At 68.4% G+C, this 22,347-nt stretch carries 24 protein-coding genes; 15 read left to right on the top strand and 9 right to left on the bottom strand.

The features are described 5' to 3' along the window. Nucleotides 1-2: 2 nt before the first annotated feature. Genes AT699_RS12690 through AT699_RS12705 form a run of 4 tightly spaced genes read right to left on the bottom strand, consistent with a single transcriptional unit; the run spans nucleotide 3 to nucleotide 3,854 of the window. Nucleotides 3-1,148, bottom strand: coding sequence for an ABC transporter permease (locus tag AT699_RS12690; RefSeq protein ID WP_006385267.1), 1,146 nt, complete (start codon nucleotides 1,146-1,148; stop codon nucleotides 3-5). Beyond that, nucleotides 1,145-2,110: an ABC transporter ATP-binding protein gene (locus tag AT699_RS12695; protein ID WP_006385268.1), complete on the bottom strand. Its 966-nt coding sequence runs from the start codon at nucleotides 2,108-2,110 to the stop codon at nucleotides 1,145-1,147. The genes AT699_RS12690 and AT699_RS12695 overlap by 4 nt, the downstream gene beginning before the upstream one ends. After that, entirely contained in the window at nucleotides 2,107-3,075 is a 969-nt protein-coding gene (locus AT699_RS12700) for an HlyD family secretion protein (RefSeq protein WP_020927425.1), read from the bottom strand. Before AT699_RS12700 ends, AT699_RS12695 begins: the two co-directional genes overlap by 4 nt. A 2-nt stretch (nucleotides 3,076-3,077) precedes the next feature. Beyond that, nucleotides 3,078-3,854: a TetR/AcrR family transcriptional regulator gene (locus tag AT699_RS12705; RefSeq protein ID WP_024068687.1), complete on the bottom strand. Its 777-nt coding sequence runs from the start codon at nucleotides 3,852-3,854 to the stop codon at nucleotides 3,078-3,080. A 120-nt stretch (nucleotides 3,855-3,974) separates the two neighbouring features. On the opposite strand from AT699_RS12705, the gene AT699_RS12710 reads away from it, so the two are divergent. The 3 genes from AT699_RS12710 to AT699_RS12720 all read left to right on the top strand — a co-directional run bounded on the left by AT699_RS12710 (nucleotide 3,975) and on the right by AT699_RS12720 (nucleotide 6,490). After that, nucleotides 3,975-5,012 carry an NADP-dependent oxidoreductase gene (locus AT699_RS12710; RefSeq protein ID WP_024068688.1) on the top strand — a complete coding sequence of 346 codons (1,038 nt, stop codon included), beginning with the start codon at nucleotides 3,975-3,977 and terminating at the stop codon, nucleotides 5,010-5,012. Between the two features lie 23 nt (nucleotides 5,013-5,035). Then, on the top strand, nucleotides 5,036-5,716 hold the full coding sequence (locus tag AT699_RS12715) for a type 1 glutamine amidotransferase domain-containing protein (protein ID WP_024068689.1): 681 nt from the start codon (nucleotides 5,036-5,038) through the stop codon (nucleotides 5,714-5,716). A gap of 159 nt (nucleotides 5,717-5,875) precedes the next feature. After that, nucleotides 5,876-6,490, top strand: a complete 615-nt coding sequence (locus AT699_RS12720) for an HD-GYP domain-containing protein (RefSeq protein ID WP_006385273.1) — start codon at nucleotides 5,876-5,878, stop codon at nucleotides 6,488-6,490. A 110-nt stretch (nucleotides 6,491-6,600) separates the two neighbouring features. Here the strand turns inward: AT699_RS12720 and AT699_RS12725 are convergent, their stop codons facing one another. Both AT699_RS12725 and AT699_RS12730 read right to left on the bottom strand, forming a co-directional pair. Further along, nucleotides 6,601-8,199 carry a glycerol-3-phosphate dehydrogenase/oxidase gene (locus tag AT699_RS12725; protein ID WP_024068691.1) on the bottom strand — a complete coding sequence of 533 codons (1,599 nt, stop codon included), beginning with the start codon at nucleotides 8,197-8,199 and terminating at the stop codon, nucleotides 6,601-6,603. Between the two features lie 103 nt (nucleotides 8,200-8,302). Further along, a complete protein-coding gene (locus tag AT699_RS12730; protein WP_024068692.1) occupies nucleotides 8,303-9,094 on the bottom strand; it encodes a DeoR/GlpR family DNA-binding transcription regulator in 792 nt (263 codons plus the stop codon). Between the two features lie 229 nt (nucleotides 9,095-9,323). On the opposite strand from AT699_RS12730, the gene AT699_RS12735 reads away from it, so the two are divergent. The 8 genes from AT699_RS12735 to AT699_RS12770 all read left to right on the top strand — a co-directional run bounded on the left by AT699_RS12735 (nucleotide 9,324) and on the right by AT699_RS12770 (nucleotide 16,206). Beyond that, complete coding sequence (locus tag AT699_RS12735) at nucleotides 9,324-10,409, top strand: ABC transporter ATP-binding protein (RefSeq protein ID WP_024068693.1); 1,086 nt, start codon at nucleotides 9,324-9,326, stop codon at nucleotides 10,407-10,409. Next, nucleotides 10,409-11,497, top strand: coding sequence for an ABC transporter ATP-binding protein (locus tag AT699_RS12740; RefSeq protein ID WP_006385277.1), 1,089 nt, complete (start codon nucleotides 10,409-10,411; stop codon nucleotides 11,495-11,497). Before AT699_RS12735 ends, AT699_RS12740 begins: the two co-directional genes overlap by 1 nt. Then, the gene (locus tag AT699_RS12745; protein ID WP_006385278.1) at nucleotides 11,494-12,384 is read left to right on the top strand and encodes a carbohydrate ABC transporter permease; all 891 of its coding nucleotides are present in this window, start codon (nucleotides 11,494-11,496) and stop codon (nucleotides 12,382-12,384) included. The genes AT699_RS12740 and AT699_RS12745 overlap by 4 nt, the downstream gene beginning before the upstream one ends. Continuing rightward, on the top strand, nucleotides 12,377-13,189 hold the full coding sequence (locus AT699_RS12750) for a carbohydrate ABC transporter permease (RefSeq protein WP_006385279.1): 813 nt from the start codon (nucleotides 12,377-12,379) through the stop codon (nucleotides 13,187-13,189). The genes AT699_RS12745 and AT699_RS12750 overlap by 8 nt, the downstream gene beginning before the upstream one ends. 15 nt (nucleotides 13,190-13,204) lie before the next feature. Beyond that, the gene (locus AT699_RS12755; protein WP_006385280.1) at nucleotides 13,205-13,513 is read left to right on the top strand and encodes a DUF2160 domain-containing protein; all 309 of its coding nucleotides are present in this window, start codon (nucleotides 13,205-13,207) and stop codon (nucleotides 13,511-13,513) included. A gap of 112 nt (nucleotides 13,514-13,625) precedes the next feature. Beyond that, nucleotides 13,626-15,356 carry an ABC transporter substrate-binding protein gene (locus AT699_RS12760; RefSeq protein ID WP_024068694.1) on the top strand — a complete coding sequence of 577 codons (1,731 nt, stop codon included), beginning with the start codon at nucleotides 13,626-13,628 and terminating at the stop codon, nucleotides 15,354-15,356. Nucleotides 15,357-15,508: 152 nt separating this feature from the next. Then, nucleotides 15,509-15,814: a DUF4148 domain-containing protein gene (locus AT699_RS12765; RefSeq protein ID WP_024068695.1), complete on the top strand. Its 306-nt coding sequence runs from the start codon at nucleotides 15,509-15,511 to the stop codon at nucleotides 15,812-15,814. Between the two features lie 29 nt (nucleotides 15,815-15,843). Next, complete coding sequence (locus AT699_RS12770) at nucleotides 15,844-16,206, top strand: winged helix-turn-helix domain-containing protein (protein WP_020927433.1); 363 nt, start codon at nucleotides 15,844-15,846, stop codon at nucleotides 16,204-16,206. On the opposite strand, the gene catB is transcribed toward AT699_RS12770, so the two are convergent. After that, a complete protein-coding gene (gene catB, locus AT699_RS12775; protein WP_024068696.1) occupies nucleotides 16,181-16,831 on the bottom strand; it encodes a type B chloramphenicol O-acetyltransferase in 651 nt (216 codons plus the stop codon). The two genes, AT699_RS12770 and catB, sit on opposite strands and share 26 nt — an antisense overlap. 115 nt (nucleotides 16,832-16,946) lie before the next feature. Then, complete coding sequence (locus AT699_RS12780) at nucleotides 16,947-17,399, bottom strand: hypothetical protein (RefSeq protein WP_024068697.1); 453 nt, start codon at nucleotides 17,397-17,399, stop codon at nucleotides 16,947-16,949. 233 nt (nucleotides 17,400-17,632) lie between these two features. Between AT699_RS12780 and AT699_RS12785 the strand changes: the two genes are divergently transcribed. From AT699_RS12785 to AT699_RS12795, 3 genes are read left to right on the top strand one after another with little or no spacing between them, the layout of a single operon-like run. After that, on the top strand, nucleotides 17,633-18,877 hold the full coding sequence (locus AT699_RS12785) for a hypothetical protein (protein WP_058207307.1): 1,245 nt from the start codon (nucleotides 17,633-17,635) through the stop codon (nucleotides 18,875-18,877). Nucleotide 18,878: 1 nt separating this feature from the next. After that, nucleotides 18,879-19,379 carry a helix-turn-helix transcriptional regulator gene (locus tag AT699_RS12790; RefSeq protein ID WP_006385287.1) on the top strand — a complete coding sequence of 167 codons (501 nt, stop codon included), beginning with the start codon at nucleotides 18,879-18,881 and terminating at the stop codon, nucleotides 19,377-19,379. Between the two features lie 53 nt (nucleotides 19,380-19,432). Further along, complete coding sequence (locus AT699_RS12795) at nucleotides 19,433-19,843, top strand: VOC family protein (protein WP_035181830.1); 411 nt, start codon at nucleotides 19,433-19,435, stop codon at nucleotides 19,841-19,843. A 184-nt stretch (nucleotides 19,844-20,027) separates the two neighbouring features. Here the strand turns inward: AT699_RS12795 and AT699_RS12800 are convergent, their stop codons facing one another. Then, nucleotides 20,028-21,182 carry a porin gene (locus AT699_RS12800; RefSeq protein WP_024068700.1) on the bottom strand — a complete coding sequence of 385 codons (1,155 nt, stop codon included), beginning with the start codon at nucleotides 21,180-21,182 and terminating at the stop codon, nucleotides 20,028-20,030. A 199-nt stretch (nucleotides 21,183-21,381) separates the two neighbouring features. Between AT699_RS12800 and AT699_RS12805 the strand changes: the two genes are divergently transcribed. Beyond that, entirely contained in the window at nucleotides 21,382-22,341 is a 960-nt protein-coding gene (locus AT699_RS12805) for an alpha/beta hydrolase family protein (protein WP_024068701.1), read from the top strand. The last annotated feature ends 6 nt before the right edge of the window (nucleotides 22,342-22,347 follow it).

The raw sequence follows: 22,347 nt of genomic DNA on the forward strand, positions 1-22,347 counted from the left end.
CTTCAATCCAGGGTGCGGCGGTAGAACTTCACGGCGGCGGTCATCACGACCACGGTGAACAGCAGCATGGGCCAGATGGCGGGCCACAGGTCCCACCAGCCGTTGCCCTTGAGCAGGATGCCGCGGATCAGCCGGTTGAAGTGCGTCAGCGGCAGCAGGTTGCCCAGGTACTGGGCCCACTTGGGCATGCCCAGGAACGGGAACATGAAGCCGGACAGCAGCATGTTGGGCAGGAAATAGAACATCGTCAGCTGCATCGCCTGCAGCTGGTTCTGCGCCAGCGACGACAGCGTGATGCCGACGGTCAGGTTGGCCGCCACGAAGATCAGCGCGCCCAGGTACACCGTCACCAGGCTGCCCAGGAACGGCACGTGGAACACGAAATACGCCGCCAGCAGGATGATGGTGGACTGGATCAGGCCAATGGCGATGTAGGGCACGATCTTGCCCGTCATCACCTCCAGCGGCCGCACCGGCATGGCCAGCAGGTTTTCCATGGTGCCGCGCTCGCGTTCGCGCGTCATGGCCAGGCCGGTCATCATCACCAGTGTCATGGTCAGGATCACGCCCATCAGCCCCGGCACCGTGTTGTATTGCGAGATCTGCTCTTCGTTGTAGAGCTGGTGCACGCGCACGTCGAACGGCGGCTGGCCGCCGGCCAGGTGCGCCAGCGGGCCGGTCAGGTCCTTCTGCGCCACCGCCTGCGCCAACTGTGTGGCCGAGCCGATCGCCAGCCCGACCGCCATCGGATCGGTGGCGTCGGCCTCGATCAGCAGCGCCGGCCGCTCGCCGCGCAGCAGCTTGCGCGAGAAGTCGGGCGGAATGGTCAGCACGAACAGCACCCGGCCCTGCGCCAGCGCGGCGCGGCCGGCCTCTTCGTCGGGCAGGGTCTCGACGATGTCGAAGTAGTCGGATGCCGTCATCGCCGCCACGAAGCTGCGCGTGAACGGGCTCTGGTCGGCCACGATGACCGCGGTCGGCAGCTGCTTGGGGTTGGTGTTGATGGCGTAGCCGAACAGCGCCAGCTGCATGATCGGAATGCCGACGATCATGCCGAAGGTGATGCGGTCGCGCCGCAACTGCAGGAACTCCTTGAGCACCATGCTCCACCAGCGCGACCACGAGAAACCCTCCAGGTGGCGCCTCATGCCGGGCTCGCATAGTTGTCGTCGGAGCGGTTCATCAGATAGATGAAGACGTCCTCCAGGCTGGTGTCGATGCGTTCCAGGCGCAGGTCCTGGCCGGCCACGACGTCTCGCAAGGTGCGTTCGAGCACGGCGGCGTCGCGGCCGCTGATGTGCAGCGCAGTGCCGAAGGCCACGGTCTGGTCCACCCCCGGCGCGCCGCGCAGCCGCTGCGCCAGCGGCACCAGGTCGTGGCCATGGATGGCCCAGGTGGTCAGGCGCTGCCGAGCGATGACTTCGTCGGCGGTGCCCTGGATCAGCAGCTTGCCGTACGAGATGTAGGCCAGCTTGTGGCAGCGCTCGGCCTCGTCCATGTAGTGGGTGCTGACCAGCACCGAAATGCCGCGCGCGGCCAGCTCGTGCAGCTGTTCCCAGAAGTCGCGCCGGGCGGTCGGGTCGACGCCGGCGGTGGGCTCGTCCAGCAGCAGCAGGCGCGGTTCATGCAGCAGACAGGCGGCCAGCGCCAGCCGCTGCTTCCAGCCGCCCGACAGGGCGCCGGTGAGCTGGTTGGCGCGGGTCTGCAGGCCCAGGTCCTCGAGCGCGCGGTCGACCGCCTCGCGGCGGTTCGGCATGCCGTACATGCGGGCGACGAAGTCCAGGTTCTCACGGATGGTCAGGTCGTCCCAGTACGAGAATTTCTGCGTCATGTAGCCGACGTGGCGCTTGATCTGGGCGCTGTCCCTGAGTATGTCGTAGCCCAGGCAGGTGCCGCTGCCGGAATCCGGCGTCAGCAGGCCGCACATCAGCCGGATGCTGGTGGTCTTGCCGCTGCCGTTGGGGCCGAGAAAGCCGAAGATCTCGCCTTCGCGTACCTGCAGCGAGACGTCGTTGACCACGTGCTTGTTGCCGAAGTGCTTGTTCAGGCCGTGCACGTCGATGACGTAGCCGGCCTCGTCGGTCGCCGAGCGGGCGGGGGCGTCGTTCATTGCAACGCCGCCTCCACCGGCTGGCCCGGATGCAGCCGCGTGGCCGCGTCCGGCGCGGGCCGGGCCTCGACCATGTAGACCAGCTTGCCGCGCGTTTCGCGGCTGTAGATCACCGGCGGCGTGTACTCGGCCTGCGGCGAGATGTAGTCGATGCGCACCGGCACCGGGTCGCCGCAACCGTCGCAACGCACCATGGCCTGCTGCCCGGGCTTGAGCGTGCCGACCACGGTCTCCGGCACGAAGAAGCGCACCTTGATGTTGCCCGGCGGCAGCAGGCTGACCACCGGACTGCCGGCCGGCACCCATTCGCCCACGCGGTACAGCGTGTCGAACACCAGGGCGGCGGCGGGCGCCGCCAGGCGTTTCTGCGCCAGGGCCCAGTCGGCCTGCGCCAGCGTGGCGCGCGCCGCGTCGACCTGGGCGGCCTGGGCGCGGCGCTGGTCCTGGCGGCCGGGCAGGTTGGCCACTTCCAGCTGGGCGCGCAGCTCGCGCACGCGCGCGGCATCCGATTGGGCCTGTTCGCGGCTGTCGTCCAGCTGCGCCCGCGCCACGCCGCCGGCGCGGAACTGCGCGGTGTCGCGCGCCAGTTGTGCCGCCGAGCGCCGGCTGGCGGCCTCGGCCTGGGCCAGCTGGGCGCGGGCGACGTCGACCTCGGGCGGACGCTTGCCGGTGGCGATGTCCTCCAGCTGCGCGCTGGCCGCGGCCAATTGCGCGCCGGCCTGGTCGCGCGCCGCGGTCTCGCGCTCGGCCTCCAGCGCGAACAAGGGCGCGGCGGCGGCAACCTGCTGGCCGCGCCGTACCGATAGCGTGTCCAGCCGGCCGGCCTCGGACGAGGCGATGTAGAGGTACTCGCCCTCGACATAGCCCTGGTAGACGGCCTCGCCACTCTTGCCACAGCCGGCCAGCAACGACAGGCCGAGCGCGGCGGCGGGCAGCGCGAAACGGGGGAGGGAAGCGGTGCGCATGGTCAGCGTCCTGTGGGGGGCGGTTCGGCGTCCGGAGCCGCGCCGGCGCGCCGGGTCCGTTTGGCGGGCGTTGCGGGCGCCGGTGGCGGCGCGGCCGGCGGGGAAAACAATCCGCCCGTGAGCATGGCGGTGGCGTGCGCGGCGATGGTCTCGTGGCCGATGGCGCGGGCCTGTGGATCGTCCTGCCAGATGCGGCGCCACAGGCTGGACGTGGCCAGCGGCAGCAGGGTCAGGCCCAGGATCGACAGGAACACCAGCCGCGGCTCCACGTCCGGGGTGATGGCGCCGGCGCGCTGGCTGTCGGCGATCAGGCCGGCGAACACCTGCAGGCGTTGCGCCGGCAGGTGGCGCAGCACGCGCTCGCGCAACTGGCCGCCTTCGTTGACGACCTCGTGCATCCACAAGGACGGCAGCCAGGGCCGGTCAGTGCCGCAGCGCACGATGCGCGAGACGATTTCGGCGATGACGGCGCGCGTCGCCTCGGCCGACCCCTGCAGCCGCCGCGGCGTCTGCGGCACCGGGCTCCAGACGTAGCCGATGACGGGCACCACGCGTTCCAGCACCACGGCGTCCAGCAACTGGTCGCGGCTCTTGAAGTAGTAGTGCAGCATGGCCGAGGTGAACCCGGCGCGTTCGGCGATGTGGGCCAGGCGGGTGGCGGCCACGCCCTGCTTGGCGAACAGGTCGGTGGCAATGTCCAGCAGCTGGTCGCGCACGGCGGCGCTGTCGGGGCGGGCGGGGCGGCCGGGACGGCGCGCGGGGGAAGGCTTGGCAGGCATGGTCGGATTCTAATTAAATACTTAATTAATTAAAAGCGGAGTGGGTTGCAGGGTCGGCGGGCAGGCGACCGGACAGGGGTGGTGTAATGGCCAGATCGGAACAGAAGGAGTCAGCACGCCATGCCGCAATCGTCCTCCCTCAACCGCCGCATCGTCCTGGCCTCGCGGCCACGCGGCGAACCCGCCGACAGCGATTTCCGCCTGGAAACCGGCGCGGTGCCCGAACCCGGCCCGGGCCAGCTGTTGCTGCGCACGGTCTATCTTTCCCTCGATCCCTATATGCGCGGACGCATGAGCGACGCGCCCTCGTACGCCGAGCCGGTGCAGGTCGGCCAGCCCATGGTGGGCGGCACCGTGGCCCGGGTGGTGGCCTCGCGCCACGCCGACTATCCGGTGGGCGAGTGGGTGCTGTCCCAGTCCGGCTGGCAGGACTACGCCGTGTCCGACGGCAGCGGCCTGCTCAAGCTGGGGCCGGCGCCCGAACACCCGTCGTATTCGCTGGGCGTGCTGGGCATGCCGGGCTTCACCGGCTACATGGGCCTGCTGGACATCGGCCAGCCCAAGGCCGGCGAGACCGTGGTGGTGGCCGCCGCCAGCGGCGCGGTGGGTGCGGTGGTGGGCCAGTTGGCCAAGATCCACGGCTGCAAGGCGGTCGGCATCGCCGGCGGCCCCGACAAGTGCCGCTACGTGGTCGAGGAACTGGGCTTTGACGCCTGCATCGACCACAAGGACCCGGCCATGGCCAATCTGCTGGCCAAGGCCGTGCCGCAAGGCATCGACGTGTATTTCGAGAACGTTGGCGGCGCGGTGTTCGACGCGGTGCTGCCGCTGCTCAATCCGCGCGCGCGGGTGCCGGTCTGCGGCCTGATCTCGGCCTACAACGCCACCAGCCTGCCCGAGGGCCCCGATCGCCTGCCGCTGTTGATGCGCACCATCCTGACCAAGCGCATCAAGATGCAGGGCTTCATCATCTTCAACGAATACGCGCCGCGCTTTGGTGAATTCCGCGCGGCCATGCAGGAGCTGCTGCGCGACGGGCGCATCAAGTATCGCGAAGACGTGGTCGATGGCCTGGAAAACGCGCCGCGGGGCCTGATGGGGCTGCTCAAGGGCGAGAATGCCGGCAAGCGCATCGTGCGCGTCGGCCCGGATGAATAGGAACGCAACATGAGGAGCGCAACATGAATATCCTGATCGTGCTGACTTCCCACGACACGCTGGGCGACACCGGCCGCAAGACCGGCTTCTGGCTGGAGGAATTCGCGGCCCCGTACTACGCTTTCCTGGACGCGGGGGCCACGCTGACGCTGGCCTCGCCGCAGGGCGGCCAGCCGCCGCTCGATCCCAAGAGCGACGACCCGGACGCCCAGACCGACGACACGCGCCGCTTCCGCCAGGACGCCGAGGCGCAGCGCCGCCTGGCGAACACGCGCCGCCTGGCCGAGGTGCAGGCGGCCGACTACGACGCCGTGTTCTATCCCGGCGGCCACGGTCCGCTGTGGGACCTGGCCGAAGACGCCCGGTCCGTGTCGCTGATCGAAACCATGCTCGCGGCCGGCAAGCCGGTGGCGGGGGTGTGCCACGCGCCGGGCGTGTTGCGCCATGCCAAGACCGCCGATGGCAAGCCGTTGGTGCAGGGCCGCCAGGTCACGGGTTTTTCCAACACGGAAGAGGCGGCGGTGCAATTGACCGCCGTGGTGCCTTTCCTGGTCGAGGATGAGCTGGCGATGTTGGGCGGTCTGTACAGCAAGGGGGCGGATTGGCAGCCGCACATCGTCTCGGATGGGCTGCTCATCACCGGGCAGAATCCGGCTTCGTCGGTCGGCGTCGCGCAGGCGCTGCTGGAACGCCTGAAGGCCTGAGCCCAAGGCGCGGGGCGACGTTGGGGTGAATCCGCGGATGAATCCGCGGGTCGATACGTGGGCAGGGCCCGCAGCGCCGGAACGGTACGTGCTTGTGTCAGAATCGATACTTTCTGACACAGACGCGCGGTTCCGCTGCAACCGCGCGCGCCAAGACCGATGCCTCCAGATGTACCCCCCAGCGCGGCGGCCACGCGTGCCGCAGGCTCCTGCGAAGCCGCGCTGTTTGCCGCGATGCAGGCCCGAGACGCCGCCACAGGCCGCCATTGCCACCGCGTCGTCGCCCTGAGCGTGGCGCTGGCCCGCGCCTGCGACCTGAACCAAGATGAACAAGACATGGTGGCCGTGGCCGCGCGGCTGCACGACGTCGGCAAGATCGGCACGCCGGACCGCGTGCTGTTCTCGCCCCGGCGGCTCGAAAAGGAAGATTGGGAAATCATGAAGGCCCATGCGGCCGTGGGGGCCGACATCATCCTGCATAGCGACATGCCGCAACGCGAGCGGATCGCGCAGGCGGTGCGCCACCACCACGAACACTTCGATGGGTCGGGCTATCCCGACGGACTGGCCGGGCACGCCATCCCGCTGTCCGCGCGCATCATTTCGCTGGCCGACTCCTACGATGCGCTCGGCGACGCGCGGCCCTACCATCCCGCGCGCACCCACGCCGAGATCATGCGCATCCTCAACCTGGAGGCCGGAGCCAAGTGCGATCCCGACCTGCTGCGCGTGTTCGAAAACATGATCCAGCACAGCCCGCTGCGCGTGCCGTAGCGCAATGCGGCAACGCCGCGCATTGCGGCGCGGCGTTGTCGGGTTGGCGGACCTGGATGCAAGCAGCGCCCGGGCGGGCCGCGCGGCGCCAGCGCGTCATTTCAGCCGTGTCATTTCAGCCGATAGTGCGCCGCCACGCCGGCCAGTTCCTGCAGCGTGCGCTGCTGCCAGGCGGCATCCTGGCCCAGTTCCTCGGCCAGGATGCGCGCCACTTCGGGCGCGGCCAGCATGGCCGCCTCGGCGTCCAGGAACAGCGCGCGGTTGCGGCGCGCCAGCACGTCCTCGGCGCTGCGCGCCAGTTCGAAGCGCGCGGCGAAACGCACATGCGCTTCCGACAGGCCGCTGCTCCTGACCAGCATGCGTTCGGCGCCGGGCAGGGCCTTGAGCGTGGCCAGGTCGCTGCCGTAGTAACTGTCCGGCGTGCCGGCGTGTTCCTGCGACGGCGCCAGGCCGTTGGCGCCATGCAGCGCCAGCGACTCGGTGCGGCAGCTGGCCTGCGTCAGCAACTGGTGCTGGATGGCGGTGTCGACCACGTCCTGCGCCATGCGGCGATAGGTGGTCCACTTGCCGCCCGTGACCGTCACCAACCCCGCCTGCGACACCAGGATGGTGTGCTCGCGCGACAGCGACTTGGTGGAGGCGTCGCCGGTGGCCTTGACCAGCGGCCGCAGGCCCGCCCAGACGCTGGTGACGTCGTCGCGGGTCGGCTTGCGGCTGAGATAGCGCGCGGCGGTGTTCAGGATGAAGTCGACGTCCTCGGCGCCGGCTTCCGGGTCCAGCGGCAGGTCGTTGCGCGGCGAATCGGTGGTGCCGACGATGGTGTGGCCGTTCCACGGCACCACGAACAGCACGCGGCCGTCGTCGGTCTTGGGGATCAGGATGGCGCGCTTGCCGGGCAGGAAGTCGTGCGGCAGCGTCAGGTGCACGCCCTGGCTGGGCGCCACCATGGTGGGCGCGTTCTTGTCTTCCATGCGGCGCACGCTGTCGACCCAGACGCCGGTGGCGTTGATCACGCAGCGCGCGCGCAGCGTGAAGCTGGCGCCGCCCAGCGCGTCCTCGGCGGTGACGCCGTCGACCTTGCCGCCGGTGGTGGTCAGGCCGGTGGCGCGCACGTAGTTGACCGCCGTGCCGCCCAGGTCGAACAGGGTGCGCATCAGGCTCAGCGCCAGGCGCGCGTCGTCGAACTGGCCGTCGTAGTACAGCACGCCGCCCTTCAGGCCGCGGCCGTTGACGTTTTCGGCCAGCGTCGGCGCGTTGGCCAGCGTCTCGCGGCGCGACAGCCAGCGGCTGGGCGACAGGTTGAGCTTGCCGGCCAGCATGTCGTACATCTTCAGGCCCACGCCGTAGAACGGCTGGTCCAGCAGGTTGTAGGCCGGCACCACGAAGCCCAGCGGCCACACCAGGTGTGGCGCGTTGCGGTTGAGCAGGCCGCGTTCGTGCAGTGCCTCGCGCACCAGGCTGATGTTGCCTTGCGCCAGGTAGCGCACGCCGCCGTGCACCAGCTTGGTGGCCTTGCTGGAGGTGCCCTTGGCGAAGTCGGCGGCCTCGATCAGCAGCGTGCGGTAGCCGCGGCTGGCGGCGTCGACGGCGGTGCCCAGGCCGGTCGCGCCGCCGCCGATGACGATCACGTCCCAGGCAGGCGTGTTGTCCAGTTGCGCCAGCAGGCGGTTGCGGTCGGGCGGGGTGACGGTGGCGAGCGGTTGGTTCATATGCTTGGGCGGCGGGGCCGCTAGGGTTCGGTGCGTTGTTCGTTTCTGTTGGTGCCGGCCGGGCGCGGCGCCAGCGCCGTGCCGCCGGGCCGGGTCAAGCCGGTCAGGCGGGTACCTTGGCCGCGTTCGGCGCGGCGGCCACCTCGCAGCGCACGCCGGCGTCCAGCAGCACTTGCGCCAGCGGTTCCTGCGGATGCGAGTCGGTGAAAAAGCGGTCGATCTGCGAGATGTGCGCCAGTTCCACCATGGCCTGGCGCTTGAATTTGCTGCTGTCGGCGGCCAGCCACACTTCGCGCGACTGTTCGATGATGGTGCGGGCCACGCGCACTTCGCGGAAGTCGTAGTCGCGCAGGGTGCCGTCGGCCTCGATGCCGGAAATGCCGATCAGGCCGATGTCGACCTTGAACTGGCGGATGAAATCCATGGTGGCCTCGCCGACGATGCCGCGGTCGCGCGAGCGCACCACGCCGCCGGCGACGATGACTTCGCAATCCGGGTTGTCGGAAAGAATGTCGGCCACGTGCAGGTTGTTGGTGATGACGCGCAGGCCGCGATGGCGCAGCAGGGCGCGGGCGATGGCCTCGGTGGTGGTGCCGATGTTCAGGATCAGCGAGCAGCCGTCGGGCACGGCGCGCGCCACGGCCTCGGCGATGCGTTGTTTGCCGGCCGCGTGCAGTCCCTGGCGCTTGCGGTAGGCGATGTTCTCGATGGTCGAGGCCTCGATGCGCACGCCGCCATGGAAGCGCGACAGCAGGCCGGCTTCGGACAGGATGTTGACGTCGCGCCGCACGGTCTGCAGCGTGACGTCGAAACGTTTGGCCAGTTCCTCGATGGTGGCCGAGCCCTGGGCCCGCACCATTTCGATCAAGGCGCTTTGTCGGGGATTGAGTGTCATGTTCGCATAGTGAGTGTCACGTTCGCATCATAAAACAACAAAAGCGAAAAATAATGACGCACTGCAAGATTGTTTTTTGTTCGCTTCTTCGGTAAAACGCACAAAAAACGAAAGCGATCTGAAAGAAGACCCCTGGCCGGCGCGTTCCCGCGCGCCGCGAGGGCCGCTGTACCGATGTACCGAAGTCCGGTCTGAAAACCGGGGACGTATTAGAGGTAGAGGAGACCAGATGCAGCTGACCCTGGACAGGATAGGTTTGCGAGCCGGCTCGCAGACGCACCTGTATCCGATGAGCCTGGCCCCGGTGCCGGGCGCCATGACCGTATTGCTGGGGGTGACCCTGGCAGGCAAGACATCGCTGATGCGCATCATGGCCGGGCTCGACCGGCCCACCGAAGGCCGGGTGCTGGTGGACGGCGCCGACGTGACCGGCGTGCCGGTGCGCCAGCGCAACGTCGCCATGGTGTACCAGCAATTCATCAACTATCCGTCCATGACGGTGTTCGACAACATTGCCTCGCCGCTCAAGCTGCGCGGCGCCAGCGGCATCGCCGACAAGGTGCGCGCCATGGCCGCGCGCCTGCACATCGACCACCTGCTGGAACGCCTGCCCGCCGAACTGTCCGGCGGCCAGCAGCAGCGGGTGGCCCTGGCGCGCGCGCTGGTCAAGGACGCGCCGCTGATCCTGCTGGACGAGCCGCTGGTCAACCTGGACTACAAGCTGCGCGAGGAGTTGCGCGACGAGCTGTCGGCGCTGTTCGCCGAAGGCCGCTCGACCGTGGTCTACGCCACCACCGAACCCGGCGAAGTGCTGCTGCTGGGCGGCCACACCGCGGTGCTGGATGCAGGCGAACTGCTGCAATACGGCCCGACCGCCGAGGTCTTCCACCGGCCCAATTCGATCCGCGTGGCGCGCGCGTTCAGCGACCCGCCCATGAACCTGTTCAGCGCCCGGCGCGGGGCCAGCGGCTTCACGTTGCAGGGCGGCGTCACGGTCTCGCGGCAACTGCCCCCGGGCGACGGCGCCGGGCTCACCGCCGGCCTGCGCGCCGGGGCGCTGGACATCGCGCCGCGCCCCGGCCACATCGGCCTGGACGGCGTGGTCAAGCTGGCCGAAATCTCCGGGTCCGACACTTTCGTGCACGCCGAGACGGCGGCCGGCGACGTGGTCGCGCAATTGCCGGGCGTGCACCGCTACACGCTGGAGCAGCGCCTGACGCTGTACTTCGATCCGGCCCAGACCTACGCCTTCGGCGGCGACGGCGCCTTGCTGGCCGCGCCCGCGCGGCCTCACGCCAGCGGGGGGATCGCCTGATGGCGCAGATCGAGCTGGACCTGTCGCATTCCTACGTCGCCCATCCGCAGGCCGACGAGGACTACGCGCTGCTGCCGCTGCAGTTCACCTTCCGCGACGGCGGCGCCTACGCCTTGCTGGGGCCCTCGGGCTGCGGCAAGACCACCTTGCTCAATTGCGTTTCGGGCCTGTTGCGGCCTTCGCATGGGCGCATCCTGTTCGACGGCCGGGACGTCACCAAAAAGACGCCGCAGGCGCGCAACATCGCCCAGGTGTTCCAGTTCCCGGTGGTGTACGACACCATGACCGTGGCCGAGAACCTGGCGTTTCCGCTGCGCAACCGCGGCGTGCCGCCCAAGCAGATCCGCGAGCGCGTCGGCCGCATCGCCGAGATGCTGGAGATGTCGCAGGTGCTGGACCGCCGCGCCAGCGGCCTGACGGCCGACGCCAAGCAGAAGATCTCGCTGGGGCGCGGCCTGGTGCGCAACGACGTGTCGGCGGTGCTGTTCGACGAACCGCTGACCGTGATCGACCCGCAACTGAAGTGGGAGCTGCGCCGCAAGCTCAAGGAAATCCACCACGAGTTCAAGCTGACGCTGATCTACGTCACGCACGACCAGACCGAGGCGCTGACCTTCGCCGACCAGGTGATGGTGATGGCGCGCGGCCGCGCGGTGCAGGTGGGCAGCGCCGACGACCTGTTCGAGCGGCCGGCGCACACCTTCGTCGGCCATTTCATCGGCTCGCCCGGCATGAACTTCCTGCCGGCGCAATGGCGCGACGGCGGCCTGATGGTGGGGCAGCGCCGCGTCGACGGCGTGCCGGATGCGATGGCGGCCAGGCTGGCCGACGCCGGCCCGGTCAAGCTGGGCGTGCGCCCGGAATACCTGCGCCTGGCCGATGCCGGGGCGCCCGGCGCCATCCCGGCCACGGTCCAACGGGTGCAGGACGTGGGCACCTATACCTTGCTGCTGGCCGACTTCGAAGGCACGCCGCTGCGCGCCCGGCTGGGCACCGACGCCGCCGCGATCGCGCCCGGCGCCACGGTGTGGCTGTCGGTACTCAATACGCACACCTGCTTCTACCGCGACGAGGAGCTGATCCGATGAAACCGATCGATCACCGGGCCTGGTTCCTGGTGCTGCCCGTGGTGCTGTGCGTGGCGTTCTCGGCCATCCTGCCGCTGATGACCATCGTCAACTACTCGGTGCAGGACATCATCTCGCCCGAGCGCCGCGTGTTCGTCGGCACTGAATGGTTCGCCGCGGTGCTGCAGGACGAGGAACTGCACGGCGCGCTACTGCGCCAGATCGGCTTCTCGCTGGCGGTGCTGGCCATCGAGATCCCGCTGGGCATCCTGCTGGCGCTGTCGATGCCGGCCAGCGGATGGCGCGCCTCGGCGGTGCTGGTCATCATCGCGCTGTCGCTGCTGATCCCGTGGAACGTGGTGGGCACCATCTGGCAGGTGTTCGGGCGCACTGACATCGGCCTGCTGGGGGCGACGCTGTCGTGGCTGGGGGTGGACTACAACTACACCGGCAACGACCTGGACGCCTGGGTCACGGTGCTGGTGATGGACGTCTGGCACTGGACGCCGCTGGTGGCGCTGCTGTGCTATGCCGGCCTGCGCGCGATTCCCGACGCTTATTACCAGGCCGCGCGCATCGATGGCGCCTCGCGCCTGGCGGTGTTCCGCTACATCCAGCTGCCCAAGATGCGCGGCGTGCTGATGATCGCGGTGCTGCTGCGCTTCATGGACAGCTTCATGATCTACACCGAACCGTTCGTGCTGACCGGCGGCGGGCCCGGCAACGCCACCACCTTCCTGTCGCAGTACCTGACGCAGAAGGCCGTGGGCCAGTTCGACCTGGGCCCGGCGGCGGCGTTCTCGATCATCTACTTCCTGATCATCCTGCTGCTCTGCTTCATTCTGTACAACTGGATGCAGCGCGCCGGCACCACCGGCGGTTTCGACGAGGAGCGCGCCAATGCGTGAGCAATCGACCTGGTGGCGCGGCGCCTTCCTGGCGCTGTACCTGGTGTTCGCCATCCTGCCGCTGTACTGGATGCTGAACATGTCGTTCAAGACCAATACCGAGATCGTCAGCACCCTGACGCTGTGGCCGCGCGATTTCACGCTGGAGCACTACCGCACCATCTTCACCGATCCGGCCTGGTATTCGGGCTACATCAACTCGCTGATCTACGTGGTCATCAACACGGTCATCTCGCTGGCCGTGGCGCTGCCGGCGGCCTACGCGTTCTCGCGCTACCGCTTCATCGGCGACAAGCACGTGTTCTTCTGGCTGCTGACCAACCGCATGACGCCGCCGGCGGTGTTCCTGCTGCCGTTCTTCCAGTTGTACAGCTCGTTCGGGCTGATGGACACGCACCTGGCGGTGGCGCTGGCGCACCTGGTGTTCAACGTGCCGCTGGCGGTGTGGATCCTGGAGGGCTTCATGTCCGGCGTGCCGCGCGAGATCGACGAGACCGCCTACGTGGACGGCTATTCGTTCCCGCGCTTCTTCCTGACGATCTTCCTGCCGCTGATCAAGTCGGGCGTGGGCGTGGCGGCGTTCTTCTGCTTCATGTTCAGTTGGGTCGAGCTGCTGCTGGCGCGCACGCTGACTTCGGTGAACGCCAAGCCCATCGTCGCCACCATGACGCGCACGGTCTCGGCCTCGGGCATGGACTGGGGCGTGCTGGCGGCGGCCGGGGTGCTGACCATCGTGCCCGGCGGCATCGTCATCTGGTTCGTGCGGCACTACATCGCGAAGGGCTTCGCGATGGGCCGGGTCTGAGGGGGAGGGCGCCACATGTTCAGCTGGATGGTATGGACCACCCCCGTCGCCGTATTCTTCTCCTGCATCGTGCTGATGCTGGTGGCCATGACGGTCTGGGAACTGAAATCGCCCACGGTCGAGCGCAAGGGCTTCCTGCCGCTGCGAACGACCCGCGGCGACCGCCTCTTCATCGGCCTGATGGCCGCGGCCTGGCTCAACCTGGCGTTCCTGGGGTTCGGGCAGAAGGCGGTGGAATGGTTTTCGCTGGATGAGCCGCCATCGGTGTGGATCAGCTTCGTGCTGTCCATGCTGCTGCTGGCTTTCATCATGAGAAAAGGCTGAAGGGGCGTCAGACCCCGCGCGATATCAGCGGTTTGGAAGGACGATCGGCCAATGTCTTCCCCGGCCAGAAGTCCGCAGCACCACAGGGGAAGACCTATCGAGGAGACAGGTCATGAAATTGCGCATGCACGCCATGGCGGCCGCCATCGCCCTGATCGGGACGTCAGGAGCCTGGGCTGGCGAGCCGGAAGCGAAGAAGTGGGTCGATTCGGAATTCCAGCCGTCGACCCTGTCCAAGGACCAGCAGATGGCCGAGATGAAGTGGTTCATCGAGGCCGCCGCCAAGCTCAAGGCCAAGGGCGTCAATGAAATCAACGTGGTGTCGGAAACCATCACCACCCACGAGTACGAGTCCAAGGTGCTGGCCAAGGCCTTCACCGAGATCACCGGCATCAAGGTCAACCACGACCTGATCCAGGAAGGCGACGTGGTCGAGAAGCTGCAGACCTCGATGCAGTCGGGCAAGTCGATCTACGACGGCTGGATCTCCGACTCCGACCTGATCGGCACACACTACCGCTATGGCGCCATCCTGCCACTGTCCGACTACATGGCCGGCGCCGGCAAGGAATGGACCAATCCGGGCCTGGACCTGAAGGACTTCATCGGCACCAAGTTCACCACCGCGCCGGACGGCAAGCTCTACCAGTTGCCCGACCAGCAGTTCGCCAACGTCTACTGGTTCCGCGCCGACTGGTTCGCGCGCCAGGACCTGAAGGACAAGTTCAAGGCCAAGTACGGCTACGAGCTGGGCGTGCCGACCAACTGGTCCGCCTACGAGGACATCGCCGACTTCTTCTCCAACGACGTCAAGGAGATCGACGGCAAGAAGGTCTATGGCCACATGGACTACGGCAAGAAGGACCCGTCGCTGGGCTGGCGCTTCACCGACGCGTGGCTGTCGATGGCCGGCGCCGCCGACAAGGGCCTGCCCAACGGCATGCCGGTGGACGAGTGGGGCATCCGCGTGGCCGACGACAAGTGCACGCCGGTGGGCGCCTCGGTGGCGCGCGGCGGCGCCACCAACAGCCCGGCCGCGGTCTATGCGTTGACCAAGTACGTCGACTGGATGAAGAAGTACGCGCCGCAGCAGGCCATGGGCATGACCTTTTCGGAATCCGGCCCGGTGCCGGCGCAGGGCCAGATCGCGCAGCAGATCTTCTGGTACACGGCCTTCACCGCCGACATGACCAAGAAGGGCCTGCCGGTGGTCAACGAGGACGGCACGCCCAAGTGGCGCATGGCGCCGTCGCCGTACGGTCCGTACTGGAAGGACGGCATGCAGAACGGCTACCAGGACGTGGGCTCGTGGACCTTCTTCAAGTCCACCAACCCCGACAAGATGGCCGCCGCCTGGCTCTACGCCCAGTTCGTCACGGCCAAGTCGGTGTCGCTGAAGAAGTCGATCACCGGCCTGACCTTCATCCGCGACAGCGACATTCACAGCGACTACTTCAGCAAGAACGCGGCCAACTACGGCGGCCTGATCGAGTTCTACCGCAGCCCCGCGCGCGTGGCCTGGACGCCGACCGGCAACAACGTGCCTGATTACCCCAAGCTGGCGCAGCTGTGGTGGAAGAACGTCGCCACCGCCGTCACCGGCGAAAAGACGCCGCAGGCCGCGATGGACAACCTGGCCAACGAAATGGACCAGGTCATGGCGCGGCTGGAGCGGGCCGGCATGGCGCAATGCGCGCCCAAGCTGAATGCCAAGGGCGATCCGAGCAAGTGGCTGTCGGACCAGCACGCGCCGTGGAAGAAGCTGGCCAATGAAAAGCCCAAGGGCGAAACGGTGGCGTACGAGAAGCTGCTGGAAGCCTGGAAGGAAGGGAAGGTGCGGTAAGCACCGCGCGATATCTTCGCCATCTCGAAGCGCCACGGTTTCCGTGGCGCTTTTTCATTGCAAAAACGTAATCCCCTTATCCGCTTTCTGTCCGCATCGCCTTCCTAGAATGAATCCCGTGCAGTACCCCCCACGATTCATAGGAGTGAAGCATGCAGATTCTTCGTAAAACCGCACTGGTCCTGGTCCTGGCGGCCGGCGTTTCGGGCACGGCGCTGGCGCAGCAGGCGCCGTCCACGGCCCTGACCAGCCCCTATGGCGCGCCGCTCACGCGCGCCGAAGTGCTGGCCGACCTGGCGCTGTGGAAGCGCGCCGGCGTGGACCGGTTCTGGCGCGGCGAGGCCACGCCGGACATCTACAGCCCGGAGTACAAGGCGGCGTTCTCGGAATACGTGCGCCTGCGCTCGGGGCCTGACTACCAGGCCGAGGTGCAGCGCCAGAACGAGAGCCGCCGATAGCCGCGCCCGCGACGCAGGGGCCTGGCGCAATGGCTCACGTCCTGTTGACGTGTATCCCCGAGTCCGGCGACAGGCTGCAATTCGCGGACCTGGAGCTGGACCTGTTGCGTTTTCGCGCCTACCGCGATGGCCAGCCGCTGCTGTTGACGCCGAAGGAGTTCGGGCTGCTGGCCCTGTTGATGGGCAGCCCGGGCGCGGTGTTCACCAGTTGGCAGCTGGCGGAATCGGTCTGGAAGGCCAAGCCGCCGGCCGCCGGCGCGCGGCACGTCAAGTGCCAGGCGGTCGCGATCGCCATGCGACGCCTGCGCCGGAAAGTGGACGGCGGCAGCCGTCCTAGGTTGCTGCATGTGATCCGCGGCGGCAGTTTCATGCTGGCCGCGGGGCCGCTATGAGGCCGTCGCGCCAATAGCGGTGCAGGCCCTTGATATCGCCCGAGCACAGCAATGGCATGGCGCCGGCCAGCCTGTCTTCGGGCCAGTCCCACCACTGCATTTCCAGCAGCAGGGCGATGTCGTCGTCGGCAAAGCGTTTCTTGATCGGCTTGGCGGGGTTGCCGCCCACGATCGCGTAGGGCTCCACGTCCTTGGTGACGAGGGCGCGGCTGCCGATCACGGCGCCGTGCCCGATGGTGATGCCGGGCATGATCATGGCTTCGGAACCGATCCAGACGTCGTTGCCGATGACGGTGTCGCCGGCTTTCTGGAATGCGTCGCGCGATTGCGCGAACGCCGGCACTTCGCTCATGTAGAAGAACGGGAACGATGACGCCCAGTCGTACCGGTGGCCCTGGTTGCCCGCCATGATGAAGGCGGCGCCCGAGCCGATGGAGCAGAAGCTGCCGATGATCAGCTGGTCGACGTCGTCGCGGTCCGGCATGAGATAGCGCGCGCAGTCGTCGAACGAGTGGCCGTGGTAGTAGCCGGAATAGTAGCTGTAGCGGCCGACCTTGATGTTCCTGTTGGTGACGTCGTCGGAGAGCAGCTTGCCCTTGAAGGGGCTTTCGAAGTGATTGGTCATGAGGGCCTCGGTGGCCGGCCCCGGCCCGCGCGGTGTCGCGGTGGCTGGCGGAGCGGCTCGCAGCCGCCGATGATCGCACAATCGCGGGCCGGCGCGCGCATCGCCGCGCGGTCCCTCAGGCGGGCAGCGCACAGCGCTCCAGGCAGTCCGCCTGCCAGGCGTGTTCGATGTCGAACGACGCCGGATCCGATACCGCGCCATGGCCTCCCTGGCCGTAGACGGCGGCGTAGGCCGCGTATTCGGCCGCGCGCAGCGCCTTGCCGGCCAGCGCACTGGCCACGGCGTAGGTGGCGGACACGGCGGCATGGCCACAGCCGTCGATGGAGGTCGAACCCGGATGATGGTTGGCCAGCCGCGACGCCGTGGCGGCGGCCTGCGCCAGTTGTTGGGGGCCGCAAGCGCCCTCGAGATAGCGGCCCAGGACGGCCAGGCATTCCATCGCCTGGGGGTCTTCGAGCAGATGCTCGACGCGCCGGGCACAGGCGTGGCCGAAGGCCAGGCGCAGGGTTTCGTTGCGGGGCGCGTCCAGGTCGAGCTGCCGCGCCAGGCGTTCCAGTGCGATGTTCATGATCGGGTTCCTTGCTTTTGAGCGGATCGGCGTGGTGGCGGGAAGCGGCGTCCCCTCGCGCATGATCGCCTGGCCATTTTCCGTCAGCGCCGGCAACGCTGTGAAGTGCAATTAATTGCTGGGTTGATGCAAAAAAACCATGAAAGCACCGGCCTCGGCCGTGCCCGCCGGGGCTTGCGGTATGCTGGGCGCTTTCCAGCATCGGCCGCCCGCGTTGCGGCCCGTCAACGCGCATGTCCAGACGCACGAACACGGTGGCCGCAACGGTCGAAGGCCGCATCGACGCGATGCGGGTCGCGGTGCCTTTCGTCCGCGGCCAGGTGTGGTTGCGGGTGAACGGCGTGGCGGTCAACGGCACCTTCGACGATCCGGCCGATATCCGCACGCTGCGGGGGTTGCAGCAACAGGCCACGCCGGTGCGCGTCGGCGTGCTCGAAGGCGGAGCGCCGGGATTGCGCCATTTTTCCTGGTTGAACGCGGGGCAGGGCCGGGGCATACCGCCGCGCTATTACGTCGACCAGCGCCGCCGGGGATGGCGCGGCATCGGCATCAGCCTGGCCGTGGCCGCAGTGGCCGGGGCCGGCGCCAGCCTGCTGGACTTGTCGTCGTTCGCGCAGGTGCTGCTGCTCGTGCTGGCGCTGACGGTGGCGCTGGTTGCCGTGCTGCTGGCGGGTTTCTCGCTGTACGGCCTGTGGGACAACCGCCGGCACCGGGCGGCGATCCTGCGCAGCGAAGCGCTCTACCGCGACCTGCGGGACACCCCCGTGCCGGACGCCGCGCCGCCGGCGCAAGCGTGCGCCGCGCAGCCGTTGGACGAGGGCGAGACGCTGCTCACGGACGCGGCGCCCGAGATCCTGTTGATACGCGGCGCGCTGACATCCTTGACGCACGAGGCCAGGCCATCGGCCCGCACGACGCCAAGCTATGGCGTCTACCGTTTCCACGTCGGCACGCGCCGCTTCATCATGTACGTTGCCGAGAACTTCGGCGACGTGCTGCCGTTCCTGGCCGAGGGCGACCGGGTGGAGGTGGCCGCCTATGCCGGCCAGATCGCCGGCGCCGGGCCCGACCAGCTGGTTTACGGCCTGCGCAATCTGGAGGACGGCCGCGTCTATGTCTGCCATCACTATTTCCGCGCCGCTTTCACCGACATCGCGCCCGTGGGCGTGGGCCTGAGGCAGCGCGTGCCGATGCTGTCTTTGCTGGCCATCCTGCTCCTGGTGTGCTGGCTGGTGGTGGTGGCGGTGCTGGCTTCCTCCGACTCGCCGTCGGGCCGCGAGGCGGCGCCCGAACTGGCCGCGGTGACGTTCGTTTTCCTGTTGGTGGCCTGGCTGTGCGTCGCGTTGCCGCTGCTGTTCCTGGACACGCGCTGGCGCATGGGCCGGCCGACGCGGCGCCAGCGCATCCTGGAACGCATCTATCGCGCGCTGGGACTGGGCACGCCGTTCGCGCCCACGGCGGTGATCGAGGAGGTCTAGCATGCCGCGAGCGCGCGCGTCTTGTGCGGCCACCGCTGTCGAGGAACCATTGCTGGATCCCGTGCTGCTGCGCCGCCTGCTGCGCGCCCGGGACCGCATTGACGCCGCCTCGCACGAGGCCTGGCCGGTGGAGCGCCTGGCCGAGGTCAGCGGCGTGTCCGTTGCCTATTTCGCCCGCTGCTTCAAGCGCGCCTTCGGCCTGCCGCCGCATCGCTATCTGCTGACGCGGCGTGTCGAGCAGGCCATCGCCCTGTTGCGCGACACCGACCTGCCCATCACCGAGATCGCCTACGCCACCGGTTGGCAGAGCCTGGGCACCTTTGGCCGCATCTTTCGCGACATCACGGGGGCCAGCCCCGGCGCCATGCGCGTGCGTGCCCGGGCCGGCCAGGAGGGGCTGGGCCTCGTGCCGGCCTGCGTGGTCAAGGCCGCGCTGCGCCCCGATCTGAACATCGCAGTTTTGGAGAAGCGCCGCCGCCAGGCGAAGGATAAAGTGCGGTGATCGGCCCGCGTCGGGTCGCCCATCACCCGATCAACGTGTCCAGGGGAGCAACCATGAGTGCAGGAATCAATGTCGTCGGCGTCTACGTGGACGACCAGGACGAGGCGCTGCGGTTCTATGTCGACAAGCTCGGCTTTCGTGTCCATACGGACGTGGGCAACGGCCCGTATCGCTGGCTGACCGTGCAGCATCCGGACCAGCCATCGTTCCAGCTGGGCCTGTTCCGGCCCGGCCCGCCGGTCCATGACGAGGCCACCGCGCAGGCGCTGCGCGCCATGGTCGCCAAGGGCGCGATGCCGCCGCTGGTGCTGGCGGTGGCCGATTGCCGCGCCAGCCATGCCCGGCTGAAGGCGCTGGGCGTGGAGTTCACCCAGGAGCCGGTCGAGCGCTATGGCAGCATCGACGCGGGGTTTCGCGATCCGGCGGGCAATGGCTGGAAGATGATCCAGGGGCCCGCCGCCTGAGGCGCATCGCTGCTGCGCGGGTCGCTGTTCCCCAAGCGGGTGTTTCTGCCTTGGAGCTGTCCGGCGAAAAAAACGCGCGTTCCCGGACGGACCCGGAAACGCGCGGCGATAAACCGCCCATCCCTTCGCGGAGGCGGGCGTCATCAACGGGAACATGCGCAAGGCGGGAGCGATCCCGCGGCGATCAGAAGCGGTGGCGTATGCCCATGTTGACCTCGGTCGCCTTGGCGTTGTCCAGGAACGCCCAGTTGGTGGTGTAGGAGGCCGCGGCATACAGGTCCGTGCGCTTGGACAGGTTGTAGTTGTAGCCCAGGCTGTAGGTGTTGCTGGTCGCGTCGCCGCCGGTGAGCTGCTTGCTGTTGGCGTCGGCGCGCTGCCACGAGGCGAACACGCCGCTCGACTTGCCGATGGGCGCGGCCAGCGCCAGCATGTACGAATTCGACCGGAAGCCCTTGGAGAAGGCGTACGACGGCGTGCCGGTGAAGCCGCCGATGCTGCCGCCGCCGGGCAGGCTCTTGCCGGCGAACCAGCCGTCGGTGAGGCGGTTGTAGGCCAGCGCGACCTTGAAGACTTCGAAGTCGTAGGAACCGCCGACGATGTACGAACGCGGCGTGGCGTCGACCTGGTCCTGGCCCAGCTTGTTGGAGGCGTTGAGCTGGTCGTAGGTGGCAAAGCCCATCAGCGGGCCGTTGTCGTAGCGCACGCCGGCGGTGATGGCGCGGGTGTTGTCGGCGGTGGCAAAGCCCGTTTGCGCGGTGCGGCGATCGTCGGCGTTGAAGGCGTAGCCGACGGCGGCGCGCAAGCCGCCCAGCGACGGCGTCTCGTACACCACCAGGTTGTCGTAGCGCGGGAAGTAGGCCGAGCTGAAGCCCAGGCCGGCGCCGGTGTTGAGCTGGTTGAAGCCGCCGCCGAACGACGGGCCCAGCATGCCGGAGAAATAGCGCGTGGCGACGTTGTACTGGCGGCCCAGGCGCACCTCGCCCCAGTCGGCGCTGCCCAGGCCGACGGTGGCTTCGCGGCCGAACAGGCGGCCGCTTTGCAGCGAATTGCCGTTGCGGCTGTCGAAACCCGACTCCAGCTGGAACACGGCGTACAGGCCATCGCCCAGGTCTTCCTTGCCGCGCAGGCCCCAGCGCGAGCCGGCCGTGGTGCCGGTGGTCGTGCCGATGCGGCTGTTGTCGATGCTGCTGCGGCGGCCGGTGGCCGGGTCGGTGTAGCTGCCGTCGACGTTGGCGTAACCGATACCCGTGTCGATCAGGCCGTAGAGCGTGACCGACGTCTGCGCGGACGCCGCGCCGGACAGCGCCATGGCGGCCGCGGCGGCGAATTGTTTTTTCATGGATGACTCCGTAGGCTGGGAAACTCGAATGGCGCCGTGCCGTCGAAGGGGATGCCTTCCATTGCAGGGCGATTCGAAGTCTGCGCGGCGTCGATCGACAGTTCGCGAACATTAAAATGACAATATCGATCGCGTTGCCGTCGCGATACTGTCATCTTTTCCTGCCAGGGCCCGTCCCGCACCGCCTGCCTTCGATTCCATGTTCAAGCCTTTCCTGCGCGCCTGCTTCGCCTTGTCATTGCTCGCCACCGGGGCCGCGCACGCGGCCGGATTCCAGCGGCTCAACCTGCCCATGGACATGAACGGCCCGGCCTTGCAGGGCGGCATCTGGTATCCGTGCGCCGCGCCCGCGCAGGACGTCGCCATCGGCCGCGTCACCCTGGCGGCGACGCCGGACTGCCCGATGACCGACGGGTCCAAGCCGCTCATCGTGATGTCGCACGGATCGGCCGGCTCGTACCTGGGGCATCACGACACCGCCGCGGCGCTGGCGGACGCGGGCTTCGTGGTGGCGGCGATCAACCACGTCGGCGACAACGCGGTGGACCGCTCGCGACAGGGCTATCTGTCGATCTTCTCGACCCGGCCGCGCGAGATCCGGCGGCTGCTCGACTACCTGACCGGCGCGTGGCCGCAACGGGCGCGGCTGGACGGCGCCATCGGCTTCTTCGGGTTCTCGCGCGGCGGCTATACGGGGCTGGTGCTGGCGGGCGCGACGCCCGATTTCAAGCTGGGCCTGGGCCTCTGCGCCGACGAGCCGGCGTTGCCGATGTGCCGCGACATCCGCGACGGCAAGGTGCCGGCGCAGCCCTATGTGAAGGATGCCCGCATCAAGGCGCTGGTCATCGCCGATCCGCTCAACGCCTTCAGCGCCGAGGCGCTCAAGGCGGTGTCGATTCCGGTGCAGCTGTGGGCCTCGGCGCGGGGCGGTGACGGCGTCACGCCGGCCAGCGTCGATGCGGTACGACTGGGGCTGGCGGCGCCCGAGTTCCACCCGGTCGCCGGCGCCGGGCATTTCGCCTTCCTGGCGCCGTGCGCCACCGCGCAGGCCGAGGCCGCGCCGGCGATCTGCCGCGATGCGGCGGGTTTCGACCGCGCGGCGTGGCATCGCGATTTCAACGCGGCCGTGGTCGCGTTCTTCAGGAACGCGTTGCGCTGACCGGCG

The organism is Achromobacter xylosoxidans (assembly GCF_001457475.1).
In the GTDB taxonomy this organism is placed as follows: Bacteria; Pseudomonadota; Gammaproteobacteria; order Burkholderiales; family Burkholderiaceae_B; genus Achromobacter; species Achromobacter xylosoxidans.